The organism is Streptomyces sp. NRRL S-1022 (assembly GCF_000720135.1).
GTDB lineage: Bacteria > Actinomycetota > Actinomycetes > Streptomycetales > Streptomycetaceae > Streptomyces.
In genome coordinates this window covers 36,914-57,520 of the sequence record NZ_JOIU01000027.1, presented here as the reverse complement: position 1 = coordinate 57,520, position 20,607 = coordinate 36,914, and the positions used below count along the sequence as shown (strand labels likewise).

Here is a 20,607-nt window from a genome sequence, read left to right as displayed (position 1 = left end):
TCAGCCGTAGACCATGCGGCGCAGCTGCCTGAGCGTCAGCTCCGGCGGCGCCACCGCCCGGTATTTCAGGTCCGCCTCGATCCGTTCGAAGATCTCCGTGTTCACCAGGCCCTGGGCCTGGAGTTCACGGTGGCGGCGGCGGACGTACTCCTGGGCCGTCTCGTCGAAATAGGCGAGCACGTCCTGGACCACGCGCAGCGCCTCGCCCCGGCTGAGGGGCGTGGACCGCGTCAGGTGATCAAGAAGTTCGTCGTGCACCCGGTAGATCCTGGAGTACCGGCGGCTCTTTCGCAAGAATCGTGCCCGATTCCGGGCAAGCGACTGTTGAGAGTCTTATGGGGCTCTGTTCGTAAGCTGTCCATCCTGCGTCTTGTGACTCGTTGCCCGAACGGGCGAGTTTCAGACGCCATGGACATTCCTCGTATGGGAGTACCCGAGAAGCTGGCCGCGCGCATGAGCATGGCCGAGCAGCATGAGTACCTGCGCGCCAGATTCTCGCGGCGCACCATGATCAGGGGCGGCGCCGTCACGCTGGGCGCCGTCACCGGGGGCGCGTTCGTGCCGGGCGCCACCGCCCAGGCCGCCGTGCCCGCCCAGCGCACCGCCCCCGCCCCCGCCGCCGCGACCGTCGACGGTTCCCACGTCGCCCCCTTCGGCCGCCACCTGGCCTGGGGCAACGACCCGCGCACCGAGATCACCGTCTCCTGGCAGGTCCCGGTCGCCGTCAAGAAGCCGTTCATCCGCATCGGCGCCCACCCCTGGGACCTCTCCCGCAGGATCGAGGCCGAGGTCCGCACCCTGTACACCCCGGCCGGTGTCGGTGCGAGCGGCGACCACACCCAGTACTACCTGCACGCCAAGCTGACCCACCTGCGCCCCGGCCGGACCTACTACTACGGCGTCGGCCACCAGGGCTTCGACCCGGCCGCACCCCACCTGCTGGGCACCGTGGGCACCTTCACCACCGCCCCCGCCCACAAGGCGCCGTTCACCTTCACCGCCTTCGGCGACGAGGGCGTCGGCTACCACGGCCTGGCCAACAACAGCCTCCTGCTGGGGCAGAACCCGGCCTTCCACCTGCACGCCGGCGACATCGCCTACGCCGACCCCTCCGGCGCGGGCAAGACCACCGACACCGGCTTCGACGCGCGCACCTGGGACTCCTTCCTGGCCCAGACCGAGTCGGTCGCCAAGCAGGTCCCGTGGATGCCCGCGTACGGCAACCACGACATGGAGGCCTGGTACTCGGCGAACGGCTACGGCGGCGAGGAGGCCCGCTGGAACCTCCCGGACAACGGCCCCGACAAGAAGCACCTGCCGGGCGTCTACTCCTTCGTCTACGGCAACACGGCGGTCATCTCGCTCGACGCCAACGACATCTCCTTCGAGATCCCGGCGAACCTGGGCATATCCGGCGGAACGCAGACGAAATGGCTGGAAGGCCAGCTGAAGAAGTTCCGCGCCTCGAAGGACGTGGACTTCGTCGTCGTCTTCTTCCATCACTGCGCCTACTGCACCTCCACCGCGCACGCCTCCGAGGGCGGGGTGCGCCAGGAGTGGGTGCCGCTGTTCGAGAAGTACACGGTGGACCTGGTCATCAACGGCCACAACCACCAGTACGAGCGCACCGACGTGATCAAGGCGGGCAAGGTCGCCAAGAAGCTGCCGATCGGCGGCACCGCCTACCCCGAGACCGACGGCGTGGTCTACGTCACCGCCGGCGCGGCCGGGCGCAGCCTGTACGCCTTCTCCGCCCCGGACTCCTACGAGGGCCACGAGCACGAGGCCGAGTCCGTGGCCTCCTTCGTCAACACCAAGGACGGCAAGGTGAACGAGACCGTCGCCTGGTCCCGGGTGCGGTACCTGAACTACTCCTTCCTGCGCGTGGACGTCGCGCCCGCGCCCAAGGGCCGGCACGCCACGCTGAAGGTGTCGGGCATCGCCGAGACCGGCGACCGCATCGACCACTTCACGGTGTCACGCAGGGCCAAGTAGGCAGGGCCAAGTCGGCGGGTCCAAGCAGGCACCCGTGGCGCAGGCGGTCCTCACAGGCGTTTGAGGACCGCCTGCTTCGCCAGGGTGAACTCCTCGTCCGTCAGCACCCCGTCGCGGTGCAGTTCGCCCAGCTCGCGCAGCCGGCGCAGCAGCGCGTCGTGGTCCTCCCCGGCCCGCTCCCCGGACGGCTGCGGCGGGATGCCCCGCGGGCCGGGGCCGGCCGCCGAGGGGTGCGGCAGGCGCGCCTGCACGGCCGCCGCCACCAAGGCCATCAGCGGGTCCTTCCTGAAGCCCCACAGCTCGACCGCGTTCGGGTCGTACTTGGGCGCAGCCGTGACCGGGGCGCCGCGCACCAGGAACCGCAGATGCCCGTTCTCCAGGCCGGCCGCCGGCTGCCACTCCACGCCGGTGACGTCCGCGAGGGGGATCGTGCGGGGGCCCGCGGAGGCCTTGGCGTCCTCCGTCTTCCAGTTCCACTCCAGCCGCACCCGCTCCCCGTCGAAGCCCGCCGTGCCGTCCCCGGCCGAGACGGACACCGGCACCGGCGGGCCCGGCAGCAGGTAGGCGTCCGCCGGCTCCGGGGAAATCCCCTCCAGCAGCAGGGCGTTGCGCAGCTCGTCGGCGACGTACTCGGCGACGCCGTACCGGTCGGGCTCCACGGCCAGCCGGTACGGGTCGTGCGCCTCGGCCAGCCGGCCGGCGGTGGCCTGGAGCAGGGGGTCGGCGCCGTCGCGCAGCCGCAGCCTGAGCCGGCCGGCCTTCCGGCCCTGCTCGAACGAGACACCGGCCAACGCGCCCAGCGGTACGACGAGTTCGCCCAGCTCGCGGCGGAGCAGGCCCACGTTCTTGTCCCGGCCGGGGGTGATGCGCAGGGCGTCGCCGTCGAAGACCCAGGTGCCGTCCTTCTGGATGATTTCCGCCATGCGGGGATTGTTTCACCCGATCTGCGGGAGAGTGGTCTCGACCACGTCGGACGGTCAGCCCCGTCCGGCGGTCGATCCCCTCCGAAGGGAGCGCAGGTGAGACGGAACCACGGCACGACTCCCCGAACCCCCCGCGTCCTCGGCGCCCTGCTGCCGCTCGCGGCGGCCGGCGCCCTCACCCTGGGCACGGCGCCCACGGCGGAGGCCGCCGCCCCGGTCCCGCTGGACCGGGTGGTCCCGGCGCCGGCCTCGGTCACCCCGGGCGGCACGCCGTACCGCATCACCCGGGCGACCGGCGTGCGTGTCGACGGCCCGGCCGAGGTCCGCCGGATCGGCGCCTACCTGGCCGGCCTGCTGCGGCCCGCCACCGGCTACCCGCTGCCGGTCACCGACCGCGGCACCGGCGGCATCCGGCTCCGGCTGGCCGGCGGCGGCTTCGGCGCCGAGGGCTACCGGCTGACGAGCGGTGCCGGCGGGGTCACCCTCACGGCGAGCACCCCCGCCGGGCTCTTCCACGGTGTGCAGACCCTGCGCCAGCTCCTGCCGGCCGCCGTCGAGAAGAGCACCGTGCAGCCCGGACCGTGGCGGATCGCCGGCGGCACCGTGCAGGACCGCCCGCGCTACGCCTACCGGGGCGCCATGCTGGACGTCGCCCGGCACTTCTTCACGGTCGCCCAGGTCAAGCGCTACATCGACCACCTGGCCCTCTACAAGTTCAACGAGCTGCACCTGCACCTGAGCGACGACCAGGGCTGGCGCATCGCCGTCGACTCCTGGCCGCGCCTGACCACCTACGGCGGCTCCACCCAGGTCGGCGGCGGCAGGGGCGGCTTCTACACCAAGGCCGACTACCGGGAGATCGTCCGGTACGCGGCGGCCCGCTACCTGGAGGTCGTGCCCGAGATCGACATGCCCGGCCACACCAACGCGGCCCTCGCCTCCTACGCGCAGCTCAACTGCGACGGCGTGGCACCCCCGCTGTACACCGGCACCCAGGTCGGCTTCAGCTCGCTGTGCGTGCCCCGGCAGGTCACCTACGACTTCGTGGACGACGTGATCCGGGAGCTGGCCGCCCTGACCCCCGGCCGCTACCTGCACATCGGCGGCGACGAGGCGCACTCCACGAGCCACGCCGACTACGTCGCCTTCATGGACCGCGTGCAGCCGGTCGTCGCCCGGTACGGCAAGACGGTCATCGGCTGGCACCAGCTCACCGGCGCCCGTCCGGCCCGCGGGGCCCTCGCCCAGTACTGGGGCCTGGACGGCACGAGCGCGGCGGAGAAGGCGCAGGTCGCGCAGGCCGCCCGGAACGGCACGGGCCTGATCCTGTCCCCGGCCGACCGGGTCTACCTCGACATGAAGTACACGAGCGCCACCAGGCTCGGCACCAAGTGGGCGGGCCTGGTGGAGGTGCGGCGCTCCTACGACTGGGACCCCGGCGCCTACCTGCCGGGCGTCCCGGCCTCGGCGATCCGGGGCGTCGAGGCGCCGCTGTGGTCCGAGACCCTCACCACGACCGCCGACATCGAGTACATGGCGTTCCCGCGCCTCGCCGGCGCCGCCGAGCTGGGCTGGTCACCGCCGGCCACGCACAGCTGGACCGCCTACCGGGCGCGGCTGGCCGCGCAGGCCCCGCGCTGGGACGCCCTCGGCATCCGCTACTACCGCTCCCCGCAGGTGCCCTGGCCGGCCCGCTGACCACGGCGACGGGCACCCCGCGGGACCGTACCGCGGGGCGCCCGTCCGTCCGTGCCGCCGTCAGAAGCCGGCGATGGGGTTGCGCAGGCTGCCGACCAGCTGGAGCGCGCCGGACGGGTCGGCGAGATCCACCATCTGGCGGTTGTCGCGCAGTTGGAGGCGGTTGAGGCAGGACAGGGCGAACTCGGGGGCGAACATGTCGTACCGGCGGAACCTGTCGGCCAGTTCCGGGTTCGCCTCCTGGTACTCGCGGGTGACCTCGGCGACCGTGCGCCAGAAGTCGTCCTCCGCCAGGACGCCCTCGGCGGCGAGGTGGGCGGCGAGGAAGCGGAAGAAGCAGTCGAAGACGTCCGTGAAGACGGACAGCAGCTTCTTGTCCTCGGGGACCTCGACGCGGATCCGCCGCACCTCCGGCGGCAGTGCCGCGTCCGGGTCCATGACGGCGATCTCCTCGGCGATGTCCTTGAAGACCGCCCGCTGCACGGCGCCGTCCTTCAGCACCAGGACGACGTTCTCACCGTGCGGCATGAACACCAGGTCGTACGCGTAGAAGCTGTGCAGCAGCGGGGTGTAGTAGGCCCGCAGGTACCGCCGCAGCCACTCGGCCGGCGTCAGGCCCGAGCGTTCGACCAACGCGCCCGCGAGGGAGGCGCCCCGGTGGTCGACGTGCAGCAGGGAGGCCATGGTCGCGAGGGTCTCGCCGTCCCGCAGCGCGGGCACCGGGCTCTCCCGCCACAGCGCGGCCAGCATCTTGCGGTACGGCGAGTGGCGGTCGGTGGCCCGCTCGTACTCCAGGTGCCGGTAGCCGACGGCGGCCCGCTCCCGGATGATCGTCAGACCGGTGGACCTCAGCACCGGGTCGCCGTCGATCAGCCGGGCCAGCCAGTCGTTGATCGCCGGGGTCGCCTCCATGTAGGCGGCCGACAGACCGCGCATGAAGCCCATGTTGAGCACGGACAGAGCCGTCTTCACATAGTGCTTGTGCGGGGCGCTGGTGTTGAAGAAGGTCCGGATCGACTGCTGGGCCAGGTACTCGTCGTCGCCCTCGCCGAGGCAGACCAGCAGCTCACGGGCCACCTCGGCGGCGAACGTGACGCTCAGCTTGTTCCACCACTGCCACGGGTGGACCGGCATGAACAGATAGTCGGCCGGGTCCAGGCCCCGGTCGGTGAGGACGGCACGGAACCGCTCCACCGTCTTCTCGCCCAGCTCCGCCCGCAGGAACGACTCGTACTCGATCCCGGCGCCGGCCGTGAACGCGGCCCGCGAGCGGTGCGCGGCCAGCCACACCAGCCGGACCGGGCTCGCCGTCTCGGGGGCGTACGACAGGTACTCGTGCACGCCGAAGCCGAGCCGCCCGTTGTTCGCGACGAAGCACGGGTGGCCCTCGGTCATGCCGGTCTCGACGTCCTGGAAGCCGCCGCGGGCCAGCTCGGCGGAGGTCACCTGCGGCTTGGCGAGCTTGTAGCAGGTGCTCGACAGGGTCGAGGAGATCTCCTCCAGGTACACCGGCAGGATCTCGTCGCTCAGCCCCAGGGAGTCCTTCAGCTCGATGAAGAAGTCCATTGCGGCCGGCGGGAGTTGCTCGCCGTCGCGGTGCCGGGTGAGGGAGCCGGGGTCGATCTCCCAGTGGTCCAGGGCCCGCCGCACGGCCCGGAAGCGGTAGCTGGTGAGCCCGTCGTCGCTGCGGACGACGTACCCCTCGCCGTCCTCCTGCGGGGTGATCAGCCGCTCGTGCGCGAACTCGGCGAGCGCCTTGCGCAGCAGCAGCCGGTTGGCGGTCGCCCAGCGCTCGGGGGACAGATGGGCCACGGCGTCGGCGAGGGTCATGCGGTCACCGCCTTCTCGAACTGTTCGCGGGTGCAGAAACTCAGCAGGGCCCGCTTCTCCGGCTTGTCGATCTCCCGTTCGGGCACGAAGCCGACGGCCGCGTTCAGGGCGTGCACGGCCGTGTTGCGGACGTCCGGCTCGACGACGACCCGCCGCACCGACGGGTCCTCGAAGAGACGGAACATCACGGCGGTGAGGACGGCCCGGGTGAACCCGTGCACGGGGGTGTCGGTGGCCGGGGTCAGGAAGTGCATGCCGACATCGCCCGACCGCGGCTCGTACAGCCCGGCCAGCTCCCGGTGCGCGGGGTCGTACTGCTCCATCAGGAAGGCGGGCGTGCCGTCCGCGGCGAGGCCGAGCAGCGCGTGGTGGTGCTCGTCCGCCGCGATCTCCATGTAGGCGCGTTCGACGTCCTCCAGCCGCGCGTCCTGCATCATCCAGAACGCGGCCTTGGGGTGGGTGACCCACTCGTGCAGCAGCTCGGCGTCCGTCAGCGGGTCGACGGGGCGGAACGTGAAGGTCATACGGCGAACTCCTGGAAGGCGATGGTCTTCTCGACCGGGTAGTACTCCGTGCCGAGCAGCTCACGGATGATGTACGCGTTCCGGTACGCGCCCATGCCCAGGTCGGGGCTGGTGACGCTGTGCGTGTGGACGCCGGCGTTCTGGAGGAAGACCCCGCGGCCGGTGACGTCGACGGCGTAGTTGCGGGCGACGTCGAAGCGGCCGTGCCCGTCGAAGAGCAGGCGGTCGCGGACCGGGTCCAGGAAGGCCGGCGGGGTGTAGTGGTAGCCGGTGGCCAGGACCAGGCCCTCGGTACGGATCTCGAAGTCCTTGCCCTGCTCGTCCTGGTGGAAGCCGAGCGTGTACGTGCCGTCCCGGTACGCCGCCGTGCGCAGCGTGGAGTTGGTGAGCAGCCGGGTGGGCACCGGCCGGTCGCCGCTCTCGACGTCCTTCTGGTACAGCAGGTCGTAGATCGAGTCGACGAGGTCCGAGTTGATGCCCTTGAACAGGCCCTTCTGCTGCTTCTCCAGCCGGTAGCGGGTCTCCTCGGGCAGCGCCCGGAAGTAGTCGACGTAGTCCGGGGAGGTCATCTCCAGGGTCAGCTTGGTGTACTCCAGCGGGAAGAACCGCGGGGAGCGCGTGACCCAGTTGAGCTGGTAGCCGTGGACGTCGATCCCGGAGAGCAGCTCGAAGTAGATCTCGGCCGCGCTCTGCCCGCTGCCGACGATCGTGACGGACTTCTTCTTCAGCAGCTCCGCCTTGCGGTGCATGTAACGGGAGGTGTGCAGGAAGTCCCCGCCGAGTTCCCGGCACGCCTCCGGCACGAAGGGGGCGGTGCCGGTGCCGAGCACCAGGTGCCGGGCGCGGTAGATGTCCCCGGCGTCGGTGCGGACGACGTACAGCTCGTCCTCGTACGTCACCTCGGTGACCGTGGTGCCGAAGCGGACGCTGCTCAGCTGAGCGGCGGCCCAGCGGCAGTAGTCGTCGTACTCGACCCGCAGCGGGTAGAAGTTCTCGCGGATGTAGAACGAGTACAGTCTGCCCTTCTCCTTCAGGTAGTTCAGGAAGGAGTACGGCGAGGTCGGGTCGGCCAGCGTGACCAGGTCCGACATGAACGGGGTCTGGAGGTGGGCGCCGTCCAGGAACATGCCGGCGTGCCACTCGAAGTCGGGCTTGGACTCCAGGAAGACGCCGTCCAGTTCGGCGATCGGCTCGGTCAGGCAGGCGAGGCCGAGGTTGAAGGGGCCGAGCCCGATGCCCACGAAGTCGTGGGTGCGGTGCGGGACTTCAGGACGCGCGGTCAAGGGACTCTCCCAGGTACTGCTCGGCATGGCCGGCGATCAGATCGAGGACGGCGGCGATGTCGGCCGTCCGCGTCTCGGGGTTGAGCAGGGTGAACTTCAGGTAGTGGCGGCCGGCCACCTTGGTGCCCGCGACCACCGCGTCACCGGAGGCGAACAGGGCCTTGCGGGCGTAGAGGTTGGCGCGGTCGATCTCGGCGGGGTCGGTGACGGCCGCCGGGACGTAGCGGAAGACGAGGGTGGACAGGCCGGGCTCGGCGACGACGTCGTAGCGGGGGTCGGCGGCCAGCAGCTTCCAGCCCTCCCGGGCCAGGTCGCACACCTCGTCGAAGAGCTGCCCGATGCCGTCGGCGCCCATCGTGCGCAGCGTCATCCACAGCTTGAGGGCGTCGAAGCGGCGGGTGGTCTGGAGGGACTTGTCCACCTGGTTGGGGATACGTTCCTGCACCATGCGGCGCGGGTTGAGGTACTCCGCGTGGTAGGTGGCGTGCCGCAGCGTGGCTCCGTCCCGGACCAGCAGGGCGGAGGAACTGACCGGCTGGAAGAAGGACTTGTGGTAGTCGACGGTCACCGAGTCGGCCCGTTCGATGCCCTCGATGCGGTCCCGGTACTTCAGGGAGGCGAGCAGACCGCAGCCGTAGGCCGCGTCCACGTGCATCCAGACGCCGTACTGGGCGCACAGGCCGGCGATCTCCGGCAGCGGGTCGATGGAGCCGAAGTCGGTGGTGCCGGCGGTGGCCACGACGGCCATGGGGACCAGGCCGTCGCTCGCGCAGCGCTCCAGCGCGTGGGCGAGGGCGACCGTCTGCAGGCGCTTGTCGTGGTCGACGGGGATCACGACGACGGCGTCCGGCCCGAGGCCGAGCAGTTTGGCGGACTTCTGCACGCTGAAGTGGCTGACCTCGGAGGTGAAGATCCGCAGTTTCGCGAGGCTGTCGGCCTTGGCCTCCTCCCGGGCCAGCAGCAGCGCCTGGAGGTTGGACTGGGTGCCGCCGGAGGTGAAGACGCCGTCGGCGGCCGGGCCCAGGCCGGTGCGGGCGGCCGTCCAGTCGATCAGTTTGCGCTCGATGAGGGTGCCGCCGGCCGACTGGTCCCAGGTGTCCAGCGAGGAGTTGACCGCGGAGAGCACGGCCTCGCCGAGCACCGCCGGGATGACGACCGGGCAGTTGAGGTGGGCGAGGTAGCGGGGGTGGTGGAAGTAGACGGCGTCCCGGAGGTAGACGTCCTCCAGCTCGTCCAGCACGGCGGTGGTGTCGCCCAGCGGGCGGTCCAGGTCGATCGCGTCGATGGCGGGGGAGAGGGCGTCCACGCCGACGCCGGTGAACGGACGGTCGGTGGTGGCGAGTTTGGCCGCCACCCGCTCGACTCCTTCGGTCACGGAGCGGCGGTAGTGCTCCGCGGTGAGGCCATTGAGCAGGTGCGAGCGCATGGGAGGGTCCTCCGAGGGGACGGTCCGTCGGGATCAACTTAGGCTAGCCTAACCTAAGTTCCATGGTCCGGGGCGCACTTCTCCGCAACCGGTGGCCCGGAAGGGGTGCGCCCGCCGCTATTCCGCGGCCCGGAGCTGTTCCTCCGTCATGCCCTGCCGCCAGTAGCCGACGAAGGTGACCCGCCGCCGGTCCACCCCGCGTTCGCCGACGAAGTACCGCCGCAGGGCCTTCACCCGGCCGGACTCGCCCGCGAGCCACACGTACGCCCGCTCGGTGCCGGTGATCCGGGCGGCCCGTACGGCGTCGACGGCCATGGGGGCCCCGTCGTGCCGTACGAGCCACGTGATCTCCGCGTCCGCCGCGGTGCGCACGTCCTGGACGTCACCGGCGTGCGGCACCTCCAGCCAGGCCCGGACCCGGGTGCCGGCTGGCAGGGCCTCCAGGATCGCGGTCGCGGCCGGTACGGCGGTCTCGTCGCCGCACAACACGACGAGCCCGGTGTCCCCGGGCGGGCGGAACCGGATCGCCCGGTTGTCGGCGACGGCGGGCCCGAGCAGCAGCACCCGGTCGCCCGCGGCGGCCCGCGCGGCCCAGCGGGAGGCCGGCCCGGCGGGCGTGGCGGCACCCGGCTCGACCCCGTGCAGCGCGAAGTCGACGTCGACCTCGTCGGGGTCCCGGCGCAGCGCCCTGAGCGTGTACGAACGCATCACCGCCCGTACGTCGTCCGGCAGTTCGCGCCATCCCTGCCACCAGCCGTCGCCCAGCTCCAGCGGGACGACGGGCTCGTCCTGCCCGGGGTGCGGGAGGAAGAGCGACAGGGACTGGTCCCGCCCGTCGGAGTGGAAGGCGTGCAGATCGGCTCCGCCGAAGGTGACCCGGACCAGAGACGGACCGAGCCGCCTCGTCCGTACGACCTGAAGGGCGAAAAAACGGAACGGGGCGGCTACGGCCGTCGTCATCTGCGGCTCCTGAGAGTGGGGGTCCAGGGCTCTGTCGGGGGTCAGCTGACCTTCTTGGCCTTTTCGAGGGCTTCGGCCAGGTTCGTCAGCAGCGGCACGCACTTGTCGTACGACAGGATCGGCTCGGGGGAGCGGGGGATGACCTGCCCGGCCTTGACCGCGGGCAGCTTCTTCCAGGTGGCCTTGGTGATGTCCGCGGGCTGGATGGCCGAGGAGCGGTCGTCCATCATGATGATGTCGGCCTGGTACTTGTCGACGTTCTCCCAGCTGAGCGACTCGTACCAGCCGCCGCCCTGCTTCTTGGCGCTCTCCGGCGGTTCCACGAAGTTCACGCCGAGGGCTTTGAAGTACTCCAGGTCGACGGAGAGGTCGGTGCCGGAGACGTAGAACAGCTGGTCGCTCGCGGAACCGGCCATCACCTTGAGGCCGGGCTTGGCCTTGGCGGCCGCGCGCAGCCGGGCGGCGGCGTCCTCGAAGCGCTTCTTGGCACCGGCGGCCTTCGCGGCCTTCATGTCGGCGCCGAGCGACTCGGCGAGGTCCCACATGCGCTGCAGCGGCTGCGTGAGCTGGCGGTCGTAGACGGAGATGCCGACGCTGGGGGCCAGCTGGGCGATCTTCTTCTTCGATTCCTCGGGGACGTACCAGAGGGTGCCGGCGTCGTCGAACATCGTGGTGACGAGCACGTCCGGGGCGAGGGAGGCGTACTTCTCGATGCTGAACTGGCCCCAGGCGTTGCCCAGGACCGTCACCTTGCTGATGTCCATGTCGCCGGCCTGGACGTCGGGCTTGCCGGCGGTGGTCTTCGTCGGGCCGAAGACGCCCTTCACCTGGATGCCGTAGTCGTACAGCGCGGCACCGGCACCGGTGAACGCGACGATGTTCGCGGGGACCTTGTCCAGCTTCACGGTCGTGCCGCGGTCGTCCCTGAAGGACCAGGGCCCGGACTTCCCGCCCTTCGCCTCCGTGCCCGAGCCGCCGTCTTCGCCCTTGTCGTCCCCGCAGGCGGCGAGCGCGGCACCGAGACCGAGGGCGCCGCCGGCGGCGAGCAGGCCGCGGCGAGTGAGGTGGGGAGCACGGGCAAGGGGCATGGGTATGACTGCTTTCGAACGGGGCGGAGCGCCCGCCGGACAAGTTTCAAGGTAGGTTAGCCTAACCTCAGCTGATGTCCAGTGGGTGTCCGACCGCCCGGCCGCCCGGTGCGGGCCCTGTGGACGGCCCCTGGAGCCCGGGGAGTTGGCGGTACGCGGGACAGGCCGGGGGCCGCGCGGCTACAGTCGGCACCGCACGGTCGGCACAGCCGGCTGCGACGGGAACGGGTCCGACGTCCCTTTCGGGCGTGGCGGCCGGCACAGCCGGCCCCGCGTCAATCGCGACAACCGCATATACGGCCTGTACGTCGGCAGGGCCTCAGTTGGTCATCCGTATTCCGGGTGGTCGGCCTGAGACACCTGCCCTCCCGCATGCGGTTCGCCCTCAGCTCGGCCACCCTCCGGCGCAGGAGGAACCCGAGCGTGGATCTGCAGATCATCCTGGTGATTCTGGGCACGGCAGGCGTCGTGTCCGCTGCCCTGTCCGCCCTGAAGGGACTCCTGGACCAGGTGCCCGACGTGATCCGCTCCTGGCGCCGCGTCGTCGACGAGGCCCGGCGCACCCGCGCGGACGACGACGGTGACGGCACGCGATGACACGGGACCGGCGGCCGTGCGCCACCGGTCCCGTACGGCTCAGCTCACCAGCCCCAGTTCGCGGGCGATCAGCATGCGCTGGACCTCGCTCGTGCCCTCGCCGATCTCCAGGATCTTGGAGTCGCGCCACATGCGGGCCACCGGGTACTCGTTCATGAAGCCGTACCCGCCGTGGATCTGGGTGGCGTCGCGGGCGTTGTCCACGGCGACCGTGGAGGAGTACAGCTTGGCCAGGGCCGCCTCCTTCTTGAAGGGTTCGCCGGCGACCAGGCGGCTGGCCGCGTCGCGCCAGGCCAGGCGGGCCGTGTGGGCCTTCATCTCCATGTCGGCGATCTTGAACTGGATGGCCTGGTTGGCGCCGATGGGCCTGCCGAAGGCGTGGCGTTCCCTGGCGTACTTCACCGACTCGTCCACACAGCCCTGGGCCAGGCCCGTGCCGAGGGCGGCGATCGCGATGCGGCCCTCGTCCAGGATGCGCAGGAACTGGGCGTAGCCGCGGCCCTGTTCGCCCAGCAGGTTGGCGGCGGGCACCCGGACGTCGGCGAAGGACAGCTCACGGGTGTCGGAGGCGTTCCAGCCGACCTTCGAGTACGGCGGCGCCACCGTGAAGCCCGGCGTGCCGGCCGGGACGATGATCGCCGAGATCTCCGGCCTGCCGTCCGGCTTGCGGCCGGTCACCGCGGTCACCGTCACCAGGCCCGTGATGTCCGTACCGGAGTTGGTGATGAAGCACTTCGTGCCGTTGATCACCCACTCGTCGGTGTCCGGGTCCAGGCGGGCCGTCGTACGGGTCGCCCCCGCGTCGCTGCCGCCGTCCGGCTCGGTCAGGCCGAACGCGCCCAGGATCTCGCCGGAACAGAGCCGGGGCAGCCACCGCCGCTTCTGCTCCTCCGTGCCGAAGAGGTGGATCGGCATCGCGCCCAGCGACACCCCCGCCTCCAGCGTGATGGCCACCGAGGAGTCGACGCGGGCCAGCTCCTCCAGCACCAGGCCCAGGGCCAGGTAGTCGCCGCCCATCCCGCCGTGCTCCTCCGGGAACGGCAGCCCGAACAGGCCCATGCGGCCCATCTCCCGGACGATCTCGTACGGGAACTCGTGCCGCTCGTAGAAGTCGCCGATCTTCGGCGCCACGACGTCGTGCGCGAACTGCTCGACCGTACGGCGGAGTTCCTCCAGCTCGGGGCTGAGGCGGTGGTCCATGCTGATCACTGGTCCTTGTGGGAGAGAGCGCGGACGGTACGGGACGGGCTGGGCCGGCCCAGCTGTTCGGCCATCCACACGCTGGTGGCGGTCAGACGGCCGAGGTCGACCCCGGTCTCGATGCCGAGTCCGTGCAGCATCCAGACGAGGTCTTCGGTGGCGAGGTTGCCGGTGGCGGACTTGGCGTACGGGCAGCCGCCGAGCCCGCCCGCGGAGGCGTCGACCGTGGTCACGCCGTGCTGCAGCGCGGCCAGCGTGTTGGCGAGCGCCTGTCCGTAGGTGTCGTGGAAGTGCACGCCGATCACGTTCGCCGGCACGCCCTTCTCGTTCAGCAGGGAGAGCAGTGCCTGCACATGACCCGGGGTGGCCACCCCGATCGTGTCGCCGAGGCTCAGCTCGTCACAGCCCATGTCCCGCAGGGCCGTGCAGACGTGGGCCACCTGGTGCAGCGGCACCGCGCCCTCCCACGGGTCGCCGAAGCACATCGACACATAGCCGCGCACGTGCACGCCCCGGTCCTTGGCCTGCCGCACCACCGGCTCGAACACCGCGAGGGACTCGTCCAGCGTGCGGTTGAGGTTGGCCTTCGCGAAGGACTCGGTGGCACTGGCGAACACGGCGACGCGCCCGGCACCGAGGGCCAGCGCCCGGTCCAGCCCGCGCTGGTTGGGCACCAGCACCGGCAGGTCGGCGTCGAGGTCACGGACCAGCGGGAACAGTTCCTCGGCGTCCGCCAGCTGGGGCACCCACTTGGGGTGCACGAAGCTCGTCGCCTCGATCGTGGTCAGGCCCGCGCCGGCCAGCCGGCGGATGAACTCCGCCTTCACCGCCGTCGGCACGGCCGTCTTCTCGTTCTGCAGTCCGTCGCGCGCGCCGACCTCGTGGATCCGCACCCGCGCGGGCAGGCCCGGGGCCGGCACGGCCATGGGCAGTCCCTCTGCGGTCACCGCGCCACCTCCTCGTGCGGTGCGATGACGGCCAGCACCTGGTCCATGGCGACCGTGGTGCCCGGCGTCACGTCCAGTTCGGCGACCGTGCCGTCGTGCGGGGCGGAGATGACGTGCTCCATCTTCATCGCCTCCACCACCAGCAGGCTCTGCCCGGCGGCGACCTCGTCCCCGACGGCCACCTTCACCACCGTCACCGTGCCGGGCATGGGCGCGGTCAGCGAGTCGGCGCCCGCGTGGGCCGAGCGGTTCAGGGACGCGGCGACCGGGTCGTGGTCGCGCACGTGCCAGGCGTCGCCGTCGCGGCCCAGCCAGTCGCCGGCGCGGCGGAAGGTGTGCCGGACGCCGTCGAGGGTGACGGACACCCGGTCCCCGGTGACCGTGTGGACACCGCGGGGCGTGTGGGTCACCGGTTCCTGCACCCGCAGCGGGAAGGACGGCGGCTTCGGGGTGCCGCCCAGCCGCCAGCCGCTCGGCACCGAGAACGGGTCGGTCCAGCCCTCCGCGCGCGGTTGCAGCGCCGCGAGCCGCACGGCCGCCGCCGCCTCGTACACCTCCTCCGGCACCTCGGCGGGGAGCAGCTCGTCCACCACCCGCTCCACCAGACCGGTGTCAAGCTCGCCCGCCACCACCGCCGGGTGGGCCAGCAGCCGGCGCAGGAAGCCCGCGTTGGTCTGCACGCCCAGCGTGACCGTCTCCGCGAGGGCCGCCCGCAGCCGGCGCAGCGCCGTCGCGCGGTCGGGGCCGTAGGCGATCACCTTGGACAGCATCGGGTCGTAGAGGCTGCCCACCTCCGTGCCCTCGCTCAGCCCGGAGTCGGTGCGGACGCCGTCGCCCTGGGGCTCGTCGAGCAGCAGCACCGTGCCGCCGGACGGGAGGAACCCGCGCGCGGGGTCCTCGGCGCAGATCCGGGCCTCCACCGCGTGTCCGGTCAGGCGCAGGTCCTCCTGCGCGAAGCCCAGCCGCTCCCCGGCCGCCACCCGCAGCTGCCACTCGACCAGGTCGAGCCCGGTGACGAGTTCGGTGACCGGGTGCTCCACCTGGAGACGGGTGTTCATCTCCATGAAGTAGTACGACGACGGGTCGCCGCCCGGCACGATGAACTCCACCGTGCCCGCGCCCCGGTACCCGCACGAGCGGGCCGCCTGCACGGCCGCCGCGCCCATCGCGGCCCGGGTCTCCTCGTCCAGCAGGACGCTCGGCGCCTCCTCGATGATCTTCTGGTGGCGCCGCTGGAGGGAGCACTCGCGCTCGCCGAGGTGGACCACGTTGCCGTGGCCGTCGGCCAGCACCTGGATCTCGATGTGCCGGGGCCGGTCGACCCACCGCTCCACCAGCAGGGTGTCGTCGCCGAAGGAGGCACGGGCCTCGCGGCGGGCTGCGGCGATCTCCTCCTCCAGCACGCTCAGGTCCCGCACCAGCCGCATGCCCTTGCCGCCACCGCCGGCCGACGGCTTCAGCAGCACCGGCGCCCCCAGCTCGCGGGCCGCCGCCGCCAGTTCCGGGTCACGTCCGCCGGGTACGACCGGCACCCCGGCCGCCTTCACCGTCTCCTTGGCGCGGATCTTGTCGCCCATGAGCGCGATCGCGTCGGCGGGCGGGCCGATGAAGACCAGCCCCGCCTCCTCGCACGCGCGGGCGAATCCCGCGTTCTCGGCGAGGAAGCCGTACCCCGGGTGGACGGCCTGGGCGCCGGTGCGGGCGGCGGCCTCCAGCAGCCGCTCCACCGACAGATAGCTCTCGGCGGCCGGCGCCGGACCGATCCGGACCGCCGTGTCGGCCTCCCGGACGTGCCGTGCGTCGGCGTCGGCGTCGGAGAAGACCGCCACCGAGCGCACGCCCAGCGAGCGGAGCGTACGGATGACGCGTACGGCGATCTCGCCCCGGTTGGCCACCAGCACTGTGTCGAACACGGTTCCCCTCCTCACATCCGGAAGACGCCGAACTGGGGCTCTCCCAGGGGCGCGTTGGCGCAGGCCGTCAGGGCCAGTCCGAGGACCTGACGGGTGTCCAGCGGGTCGATCACGCCGTCGTCCCACAGGCGGGCGGTGGCGTAGTAGGCGTTGCCCTGGCGCTCGTACTGCGCGCGGACCGGCGCCTTGAAGGCCTCTTCCTCCTCGGCCGGCCACTCCTCGCCGCGCGCCTCCAACTGGTCGCGCTTGACGGTGGCCAGGACGCTGGCGGCCTGCTCGCCGCCCATGACGGAGATCTTGGCGTTGGGCCACATCCACAGGAAGCGGGGCGAGTAGGCCCGGCCGCACATGGAGTAGTTGCCCGCGCCGTAGGAGCCGCCGACGACGACCGTCAGCTTCGGCACGCGGGTGCAGGCCACCGCGGTCACCATCTTGGCGCCGTGCTTGGCGATGCCGCCCGCCTCGTAGTCCTTGCCGACCATGAAGCCGGAGATGTTCTGGAGGAACACCAGCGGGATGCCGCGCTGGTCGCACAGCTCGATGAAGTGGGCGCCCTTCTGGGCGGACTCGGCGAACAGGATGCCGTTGTTGGCGACGATCCCGACCGGGTGGCCGTGGATCCGGGCGAACCCGGTGACCAGGGTCTGCCCGAACTCGCTCTTGAACTCGGCGAACCGGGAGCCGTCGACCACGCGCGCGATGATCTCGCGGACGTCGTAGGGGGTGCGGGAGTCGACCGGGACGGCGCCGTACAGCCCGTAGGGGTCGGCCTTGGGCTCGACGGACGGCTGGACCTCCCAGGGCAGGGAGCGCCGGGCGGGCAGCGTGGCCACGATGTTCCGGACGATCCGCAGGGCGTGCGCGTCGTCCTCCGCGAGGTGGTCGGTGACCCCGGAGACCCGGGAGTGCACCTCGCCGCCGCCCAGCTCCTCGGCGGTGACGACCTCGCCGGTGGCCGCCTTCACCAGGGGCGGCCCGCCGAGGAAGATCGTGCCCTGGTTGCGGACGATCACGGCCTCGTCGCTCATCGCCGGGACGTACGCCCCGCCTGCCGTGCAGGAGCCGAGGACGGCCGCGATCTGCGGGATGCCGGCGCCGGACATCCGGGCCTGGTTGTAGAAGATCCGGCCGAAGTGGTCCCGGTCGGGGAAGACCTCGTCCTGCATCGGCAGGAAGGCCCCGCCGGAGTCGACCAGGTAGACGCACGGCAGCCGGTTGTCCAGGGCCACCTCCTGCGCGCGCAGGTGCTTCTTCACCGTCATCGGGTAGTACGTGCCGCCCTTGACCGTGGCGTCGTTGGCGACGATCACGCACTCGCGCCCGCCGACCCGGCCGATCCCGGCGATCACCCCGGCGGCCGGGGCCTGCCCCTCGTACATCCCGTCGGCCGCGAGCGGGGCCAGCTCCAGGAAGGGCGAGCCCGGGTCGAGCAGCGTGTCCACCCTGTCCCTCGGCAGCAGCTTGCCGCGCGCGGTGTGCCGCGCCCGCGCCTTCTCGCCGCCGCCGAGGGCAGCCGCGGCCAGCTTGGCGCGCAGCTCCTCCACGAGGGCGAGATGGGCCTGTTCATTGGCCCGCCAGGCCTCCGACGCGGGGTCTGCCGCGCTCGTCAGCTCCGGTGCCTCCTGCATCCTGCGGTCCCCTCACCCGGTGATCGAACCGGTTAATGAGCGTTAACCATTTCCTTCAGGTTAACGACCGCTAACCTCGCTGTCTAGAATTGACCGCATGGTCACCAGAACCGACGCCACGACCCGCCGCGAGCAGATCCTCAAGGAGGCCGCCCGGCTCTTCGCCGAGCGCGGTTTCCACGGCGTCGGTGTCGACGAGATAGGCGCCGCGGTCGGCATCAGCGGCCCCGGTCTGTACCGGCACTTCCCGGGCAAGGACGCGATGCTCGCCGAGCTGCTGGTCGGCATCAGCGGGCAGCTGCTCACCGGTGCCAAGCGGCGGCTGGCCGAGGCCGACGGGGTGCCGGCGGGCCGCGTCCTCGACTCCCTGATCGAGGGCCACATCGACTTCGCCCTGGACGACCGCCCGCTCATCACCCTGCACGACCGCGAGCTGGACCGGCTGCGCGACAGCGACCGCAAGCTGGTGCGGCAGCTCCAGCGGCAGTACGTCGAGCTGTGGGTGGAGGTGGTCCGCGAGGTGTACCCCGGGCTGACCGAGCCGGCCGCCCGCTCCGCCGTCCACTCGGTCTTCGGCCTGCTGAACTCCACCCCCCACCTCGGCCGCGCCGGCACGCTCCCCGGCCGCCAGACGACGGCGGCGCTGCTGCACCGGATGGCGCGCGGTGCCTTCGGGGCGGCCGGCCAGGAGTAGCGGGACCGGACTGTTCCCGCAGGTCAGTGCCGTGAACTGAGGCTCCCCTGCGCCGACTGGAGGGGGAGCCGTGAGGACCGGCACGGCCCGCGGAGGGACGCGTACGAGGGCGCTGAGGGACGCGTACGAGGGTGCTCAGGGACGCGTGCGAGAGCGCTGCGGGCGGGTTGCCGCGCTCGCCGTCGCGGGGGCGCTGACGGCCCGGCCTGGGGTGACCGGGCGCGGGACTGTGCGCAGGGGCGCGGCCTGGCCGGGACCGGGAACGCGATCGGCTTCCCGCACGTCCGGGCCGGCACCGCGTGCTGGGTGAGCCCGCCCGTCCAGGAGAACGTCACCGGCCCGCCGCTCAAGCTGCTGCGCACCGAGTGGGCCGCACGTGCCGGCGGGCCTGCGGGTGCTGCGCCACGGCGTGGTCGCGGTCGCCGAGACGGGCGGCCGGAATCTGTTCGTCTCGGCCGACGAGGACTTCGCGGACCCGGTCCCCGGGCTGCGGGTGCACGCCGCCCGGCCGGTCCGCGTGCCGTCGCACGGCCGCGGGGACGCCCACGTGCCGGCCCGGGCCGAGGTGACCGGCCCCGTCCACGAGGACCTGTCCGGCTGTCGCGTGTGGTACCGCCAGGGCGGGCGTGACGAGCGTTACGGCGGAACCCCCCTGGACGGGGTTCCGTACTCACCGGTACGGTTGAGTGAGCAAGCGCTTAGACATGCCGATGTCAGGTACGTGGAGGTGGCGGCGTGCGCCGTACGGTGTTCAACGAGGATCACGAGGCGTTCCGGGAGACCATCCGCGCCTTCATCGAGGCCGAGGTCGTCCCGGTGTACGACGAGTGGTTCGCCGCCGGCCAGGCGCCGCGCGACTTCTACTACAAGCTCGGCGAGCTGGGCGTCTTCGGCATCAGCGTGCCCGAGGAGTTCGGCGGCGCGGGCATCGACAGCCACAAGTTCGAGGCCGTCCTCTACGAGGAGACCGCCCGCGCGGGCGTCCAGTTCGGCGGCTCCGGCGTGCACGTGCTGCTCGCCCTGCCGTACCTGAAGATGCTGGCCACCGACGAGCAGAAGAAGCGCTACCTGCCGAAGTTCGTCACCGGCGAGGAGATGTGGGCCATCGCGATGACCGAGCCGGGCACCGGCTCCGACCTCGCGGGCATGAAGTCCACCGCCAGGCTCTCCGAGGACGGCACGCACTACGTCCTCAACGGTGCCAAGACCTTCATCACCGGCGGCGTCCACGCCGACCGCGTGATCGTGTGCGCCCGCACCGCCGCGCCCACCGCCGAGGACCGCCGGCACGGCATCTCCCTGTTCGCCGTGGACACCAAGTCCGAGGGCTACTCCGTCGGCCGCAAGCTGGACAAGCTGGGCCTGAAGACGTCCGACACCGCCGAACTGGCCTTCGTCGACGTCAAGGTCCCGGTCGAGGACCTGCTCGGCGAGGAGAACAAGGGCTTCTACTACCTCGGCCACAACCTGGCCTCCGAGCGCTGGGGCATCGCCTTCGGCGCCTACGCGCAGGCCAAGGCCGCCGTCCGGTTCGCCAAGCAGTACGTGCAGGAGCGCACCGTCTTCGGCAAGCCGGTCGCGCACTTCCAGAACACCAAGTTCGAGCTGGCCGCCTGCCAGGCCGAGGTGGACGCGGCCGAGGCCGTCGCCGACCGCGCCACGGAGGCGCTGGACGCCGGCGAGCTGACGCCCGCCGAGGCCGCCTCCGCCAAGCTGTTCTGCACCGAGGTCGCCCACCGCGTCATCGACCGCTGCCTCCAGCTGCACGGCGGCTACGGCTACATGAACGAGTACCCGATCGCCCGTCTGTACGCGGACAACCGCGTCAACCGCATCTACGGCGGCACCAGCGAGATCATGAAGACGATCATCGCCAAGGACATGGGTCTGTAAGGCCCACG

Annotated in this window: 17 protein-coding genes; 5 read left to right on the top strand and 12 right to left on the bottom strand. The window is 71.6% G+C overall.

Going from position 1 to position 20,607, the window contains the following annotated elements; genetic code table 11:
- Complete coding sequence (locus tag IG05_RS0132595; protein WP_030347655.1) at positions 1-258, bottom strand: hypothetical protein; 258 nt, start codon at positions 256-258, stop codon at positions 1-3.
- A gap of 165 nt (positions 259-423) precedes the next feature.
- On the opposite strand from IG05_RS0132595, the gene IG05_RS0132590 reads away from it, so the two are divergent.
- Positions 424-1,995, top strand: a complete 1,572-nt coding sequence (locus IG05_RS0132590) for a purple acid phosphatase family protein (RefSeq protein ID WP_030347654.1) — start codon at positions 424-426, stop codon at positions 1,993-1,995.
- Positions 1,996-2,045: 50 nt separating this feature from the next.
- Here the strand turns inward: IG05_RS0132590 and IG05_RS0132585 are convergent, their stop codons facing one another.
- Positions 2,046-2,918, bottom strand: coding sequence for a DUF4429 domain-containing protein (locus IG05_RS0132585; protein ID WP_030347653.1), 873 nt, complete (start codon positions 2,916-2,918; stop codon positions 2,046-2,048).
- 96 nt (positions 2,919-3,014) lie between these two features.
- Between IG05_RS0132585 and IG05_RS0132580 the strand changes: the two genes are divergently transcribed.
- Entirely contained in the window at positions 3,015-4,616 is a 1,602-nt protein-coding gene (locus IG05_RS0132580; protein WP_030347652.1) for a beta-N-acetylhexosaminidase, read from the top strand.
- Between the two features lie 60 nt (positions 4,617-4,676).
- Here the strand turns inward: IG05_RS0132580 and IG05_RS0132575 are convergent, their stop codons facing one another.
- From IG05_RS0132575 to IG05_RS0132550, 6 genes are all read right to left on the bottom strand, one after another.
- Positions 4,677-6,446: an IucA/IucC family protein gene (locus IG05_RS0132575; RefSeq protein ID WP_030347651.1), complete on the bottom strand. Its 1,770-nt coding sequence runs from the start codon at positions 6,444-6,446 to the stop codon at positions 4,677-4,679.
- Positions 6,443-6,970: a GNAT family N-acetyltransferase gene (locus IG05_RS0132570; protein ID WP_030347650.1), complete on the bottom strand. Its 528-nt coding sequence runs from the start codon at positions 6,968-6,970 to the stop codon at positions 6,443-6,445. The genes IG05_RS0132575 and IG05_RS0132570 overlap by 4 nt, the downstream gene beginning before the upstream one ends.
- Positions 6,967-8,253, bottom strand: a complete 1,287-nt coding sequence (locus IG05_RS0132565; RefSeq protein WP_030347649.1) for a lysine N(6)-hydroxylase/L-ornithine N(5)-oxygenase family protein — start codon at positions 8,251-8,253, stop codon at positions 6,967-6,969. Before IG05_RS0132565 ends, IG05_RS0132570 begins: the two co-directional genes overlap by 4 nt.
- Positions 8,237-9,679, bottom strand: a complete 1,443-nt coding sequence (desA, locus tag IG05_RS0132560) for a lysine decarboxylase DesA (RefSeq protein WP_030347648.1) — start codon at positions 9,677-9,679, stop codon at positions 8,237-8,239. Before desA ends, IG05_RS0132565 begins: the two co-directional genes overlap by 17 nt.
- Before the next feature lie 117 nt (positions 9,680-9,796).
- The gene (locus tag IG05_RS0132555; RefSeq protein ID WP_030347647.1) at positions 9,797-10,639 is read right to left on the bottom strand and encodes a siderophore-interacting protein; all 843 of its coding nucleotides are present in this window, start codon (positions 10,637-10,639) and stop codon (positions 9,797-9,799) included.
- Between the two features lie 41 nt (positions 10,640-10,680).
- Positions 10,681-11,727 (bottom strand): ABC transporter substrate-binding protein, encoded by a 1,047-nt coding sequence (locus IG05_RS0132550; RefSeq protein ID WP_030347646.1) that lies wholly within the window; start codon positions 11,725-11,727, stop codon positions 10,681-10,683.
- Positions 11,728-12,150: 423 nt separating this feature from the next.
- On the opposite strand from IG05_RS0132550, the gene IG05_RS48565 reads away from it, so the two are divergent.
- A complete protein-coding gene (locus IG05_RS48565) occupies positions 12,151-12,324 on the top strand; it encodes a hypothetical protein (protein WP_199808420.1) in 174 nt (57 codons plus the stop codon).
- 39 nt (positions 12,325-12,363) lie between these two features.
- Here IG05_RS48565 and IG05_RS0132540 read toward each other — a convergent pair whose 3' ends face one another.
- The 4 genes from IG05_RS0132540 to IG05_RS0132525 are packed head-to-tail and all read right to left on the bottom strand — an operon-like array spanning position 12,364 to position 18,012.
- On the bottom strand, positions 12,364-13,524 hold the full coding sequence (locus tag IG05_RS0132540) for an acyl-CoA dehydrogenase family protein (RefSeq protein WP_030347645.1): 1,161 nt from the start codon (positions 13,522-13,524) through the stop codon (positions 12,364-12,366).
- 5 nt (positions 13,525-13,529) lie between these two features.
- Entirely contained in the window at positions 13,530-14,471 is a 942-nt protein-coding gene (locus tag IG05_RS0132535; RefSeq protein ID WP_030347644.1) for a hydroxymethylglutaryl-CoA lyase, read from the bottom strand.
- A complete protein-coding gene (locus tag IG05_RS0132530) occupies positions 14,468-16,384 on the bottom strand; it encodes a biotin carboxylase N-terminal domain-containing protein (RefSeq protein WP_030347643.1) in 1,917 nt (638 codons plus the stop codon). Before IG05_RS0132530 ends, IG05_RS0132535 begins: the two co-directional genes overlap by 4 nt.
- Positions 16,385-16,395: 11 nt before the next feature.
- Positions 16,396-18,012, bottom strand: a complete 1,617-nt coding sequence (locus IG05_RS0132525) for a carboxyl transferase domain-containing protein (RefSeq protein WP_030347642.1) — start codon at positions 18,010-18,012, stop codon at positions 16,396-16,398.
- A gap of 97 nt (positions 18,013-18,109) precedes the next feature.
- Between IG05_RS0132525 and IG05_RS0132520 the strand changes: the two genes are divergently transcribed.
- Together IG05_RS0132520 and IG05_RS0132515 are read left to right on the top strand one after the other, a co-directional pair.
- A complete protein-coding gene (locus tag IG05_RS0132520) occupies positions 18,110-18,706 on the top strand; it encodes a TetR/AcrR family transcriptional regulator (protein ID WP_030347641.1) in 597 nt (198 codons plus the stop codon).
- 735 nt (positions 18,707-19,441) lie between these two features.
- A complete protein-coding gene (locus IG05_RS0132515; RefSeq protein ID WP_030347640.1) occupies positions 19,442-20,599 on the top strand; it encodes an acyl-CoA dehydrogenase family protein in 1,158 nt (385 codons plus the stop codon).
- Positions 20,600-20,607 lie beyond the last annotated feature (8 nt).

What these genes read in the sequence shown, in the direction of transcription:
- IG05_RS0132540 (WP_030347645.1), bottom strand. Translation starts at nt 13,524, where the DNA reads ATGGACCACCGCCTCAGCCCCGAGCTGGAGGAACTCCGCCGTACGGTC.
- IG05_RS0132590 (WP_030347654.1), top strand. Translation starts at nt 424, where the DNA reads ATGGGAGTACCCGAGAAGCTGGCCGCGCGCATGAGCATGGCCGAGCAG.
- IG05_RS0132575 (WP_030347651.1), bottom strand. Translation starts at nt 6,446, where the DNA reads ATGACCCTCGCCGACGCCGTGGCCCATCTGTCCCCCGAGCGCTGGGCG.
- IG05_RS0132570 (WP_030347650.1), bottom strand. Translation starts at nt 6,970, where the DNA reads ATGACCTTCACGTTCCGCCCCGTCGACCCGCTGACGGACGCCGAGCTG.
- IG05_RS0132520 (WP_030347641.1), top strand. Translation starts at nt 18,110, where the DNA reads ATGGTCACCAGAACCGACGCCACGACCCGCCGCGAGCAGATCCTCAAG.
- IG05_RS0132555 (WP_030347647.1), bottom strand. Translation starts at nt 10,639, where the DNA reads ATGACGACGGCCGTAGCCGCCCCGTTCCGTTTTTTCGCCCTTCAGGTC.
- IG05_RS0132585 (WP_030347653.1), bottom strand. Translation starts at nt 2,918, where the DNA reads ATGGCGGAAATCATCCAGAAGGACGGCACCTGGGTCTTCGACGGCGAC.
- IG05_RS0132550 (WP_030347646.1), bottom strand. Translation starts at nt 11,727, where the DNA reads ATGCCCCTTGCCCGTGCTCCCCACCTCACTCGCCGCGGCCTGCTCGCC.
- desA (WP_030347648.1), bottom strand. Translation starts at nt 9,679, where the DNA reads ATGCGCTCGCACCTGCTCAATGGCCTCACCGCGGAGCACTACCGCCGC.
- IG05_RS0132525 (WP_030347642.1), bottom strand. Translation starts at nt 18,012, where the DNA reads ATGCAGGAGGCACCGGAGCTGACGAGCGCGGCAGACCCCGCGTCGGAG.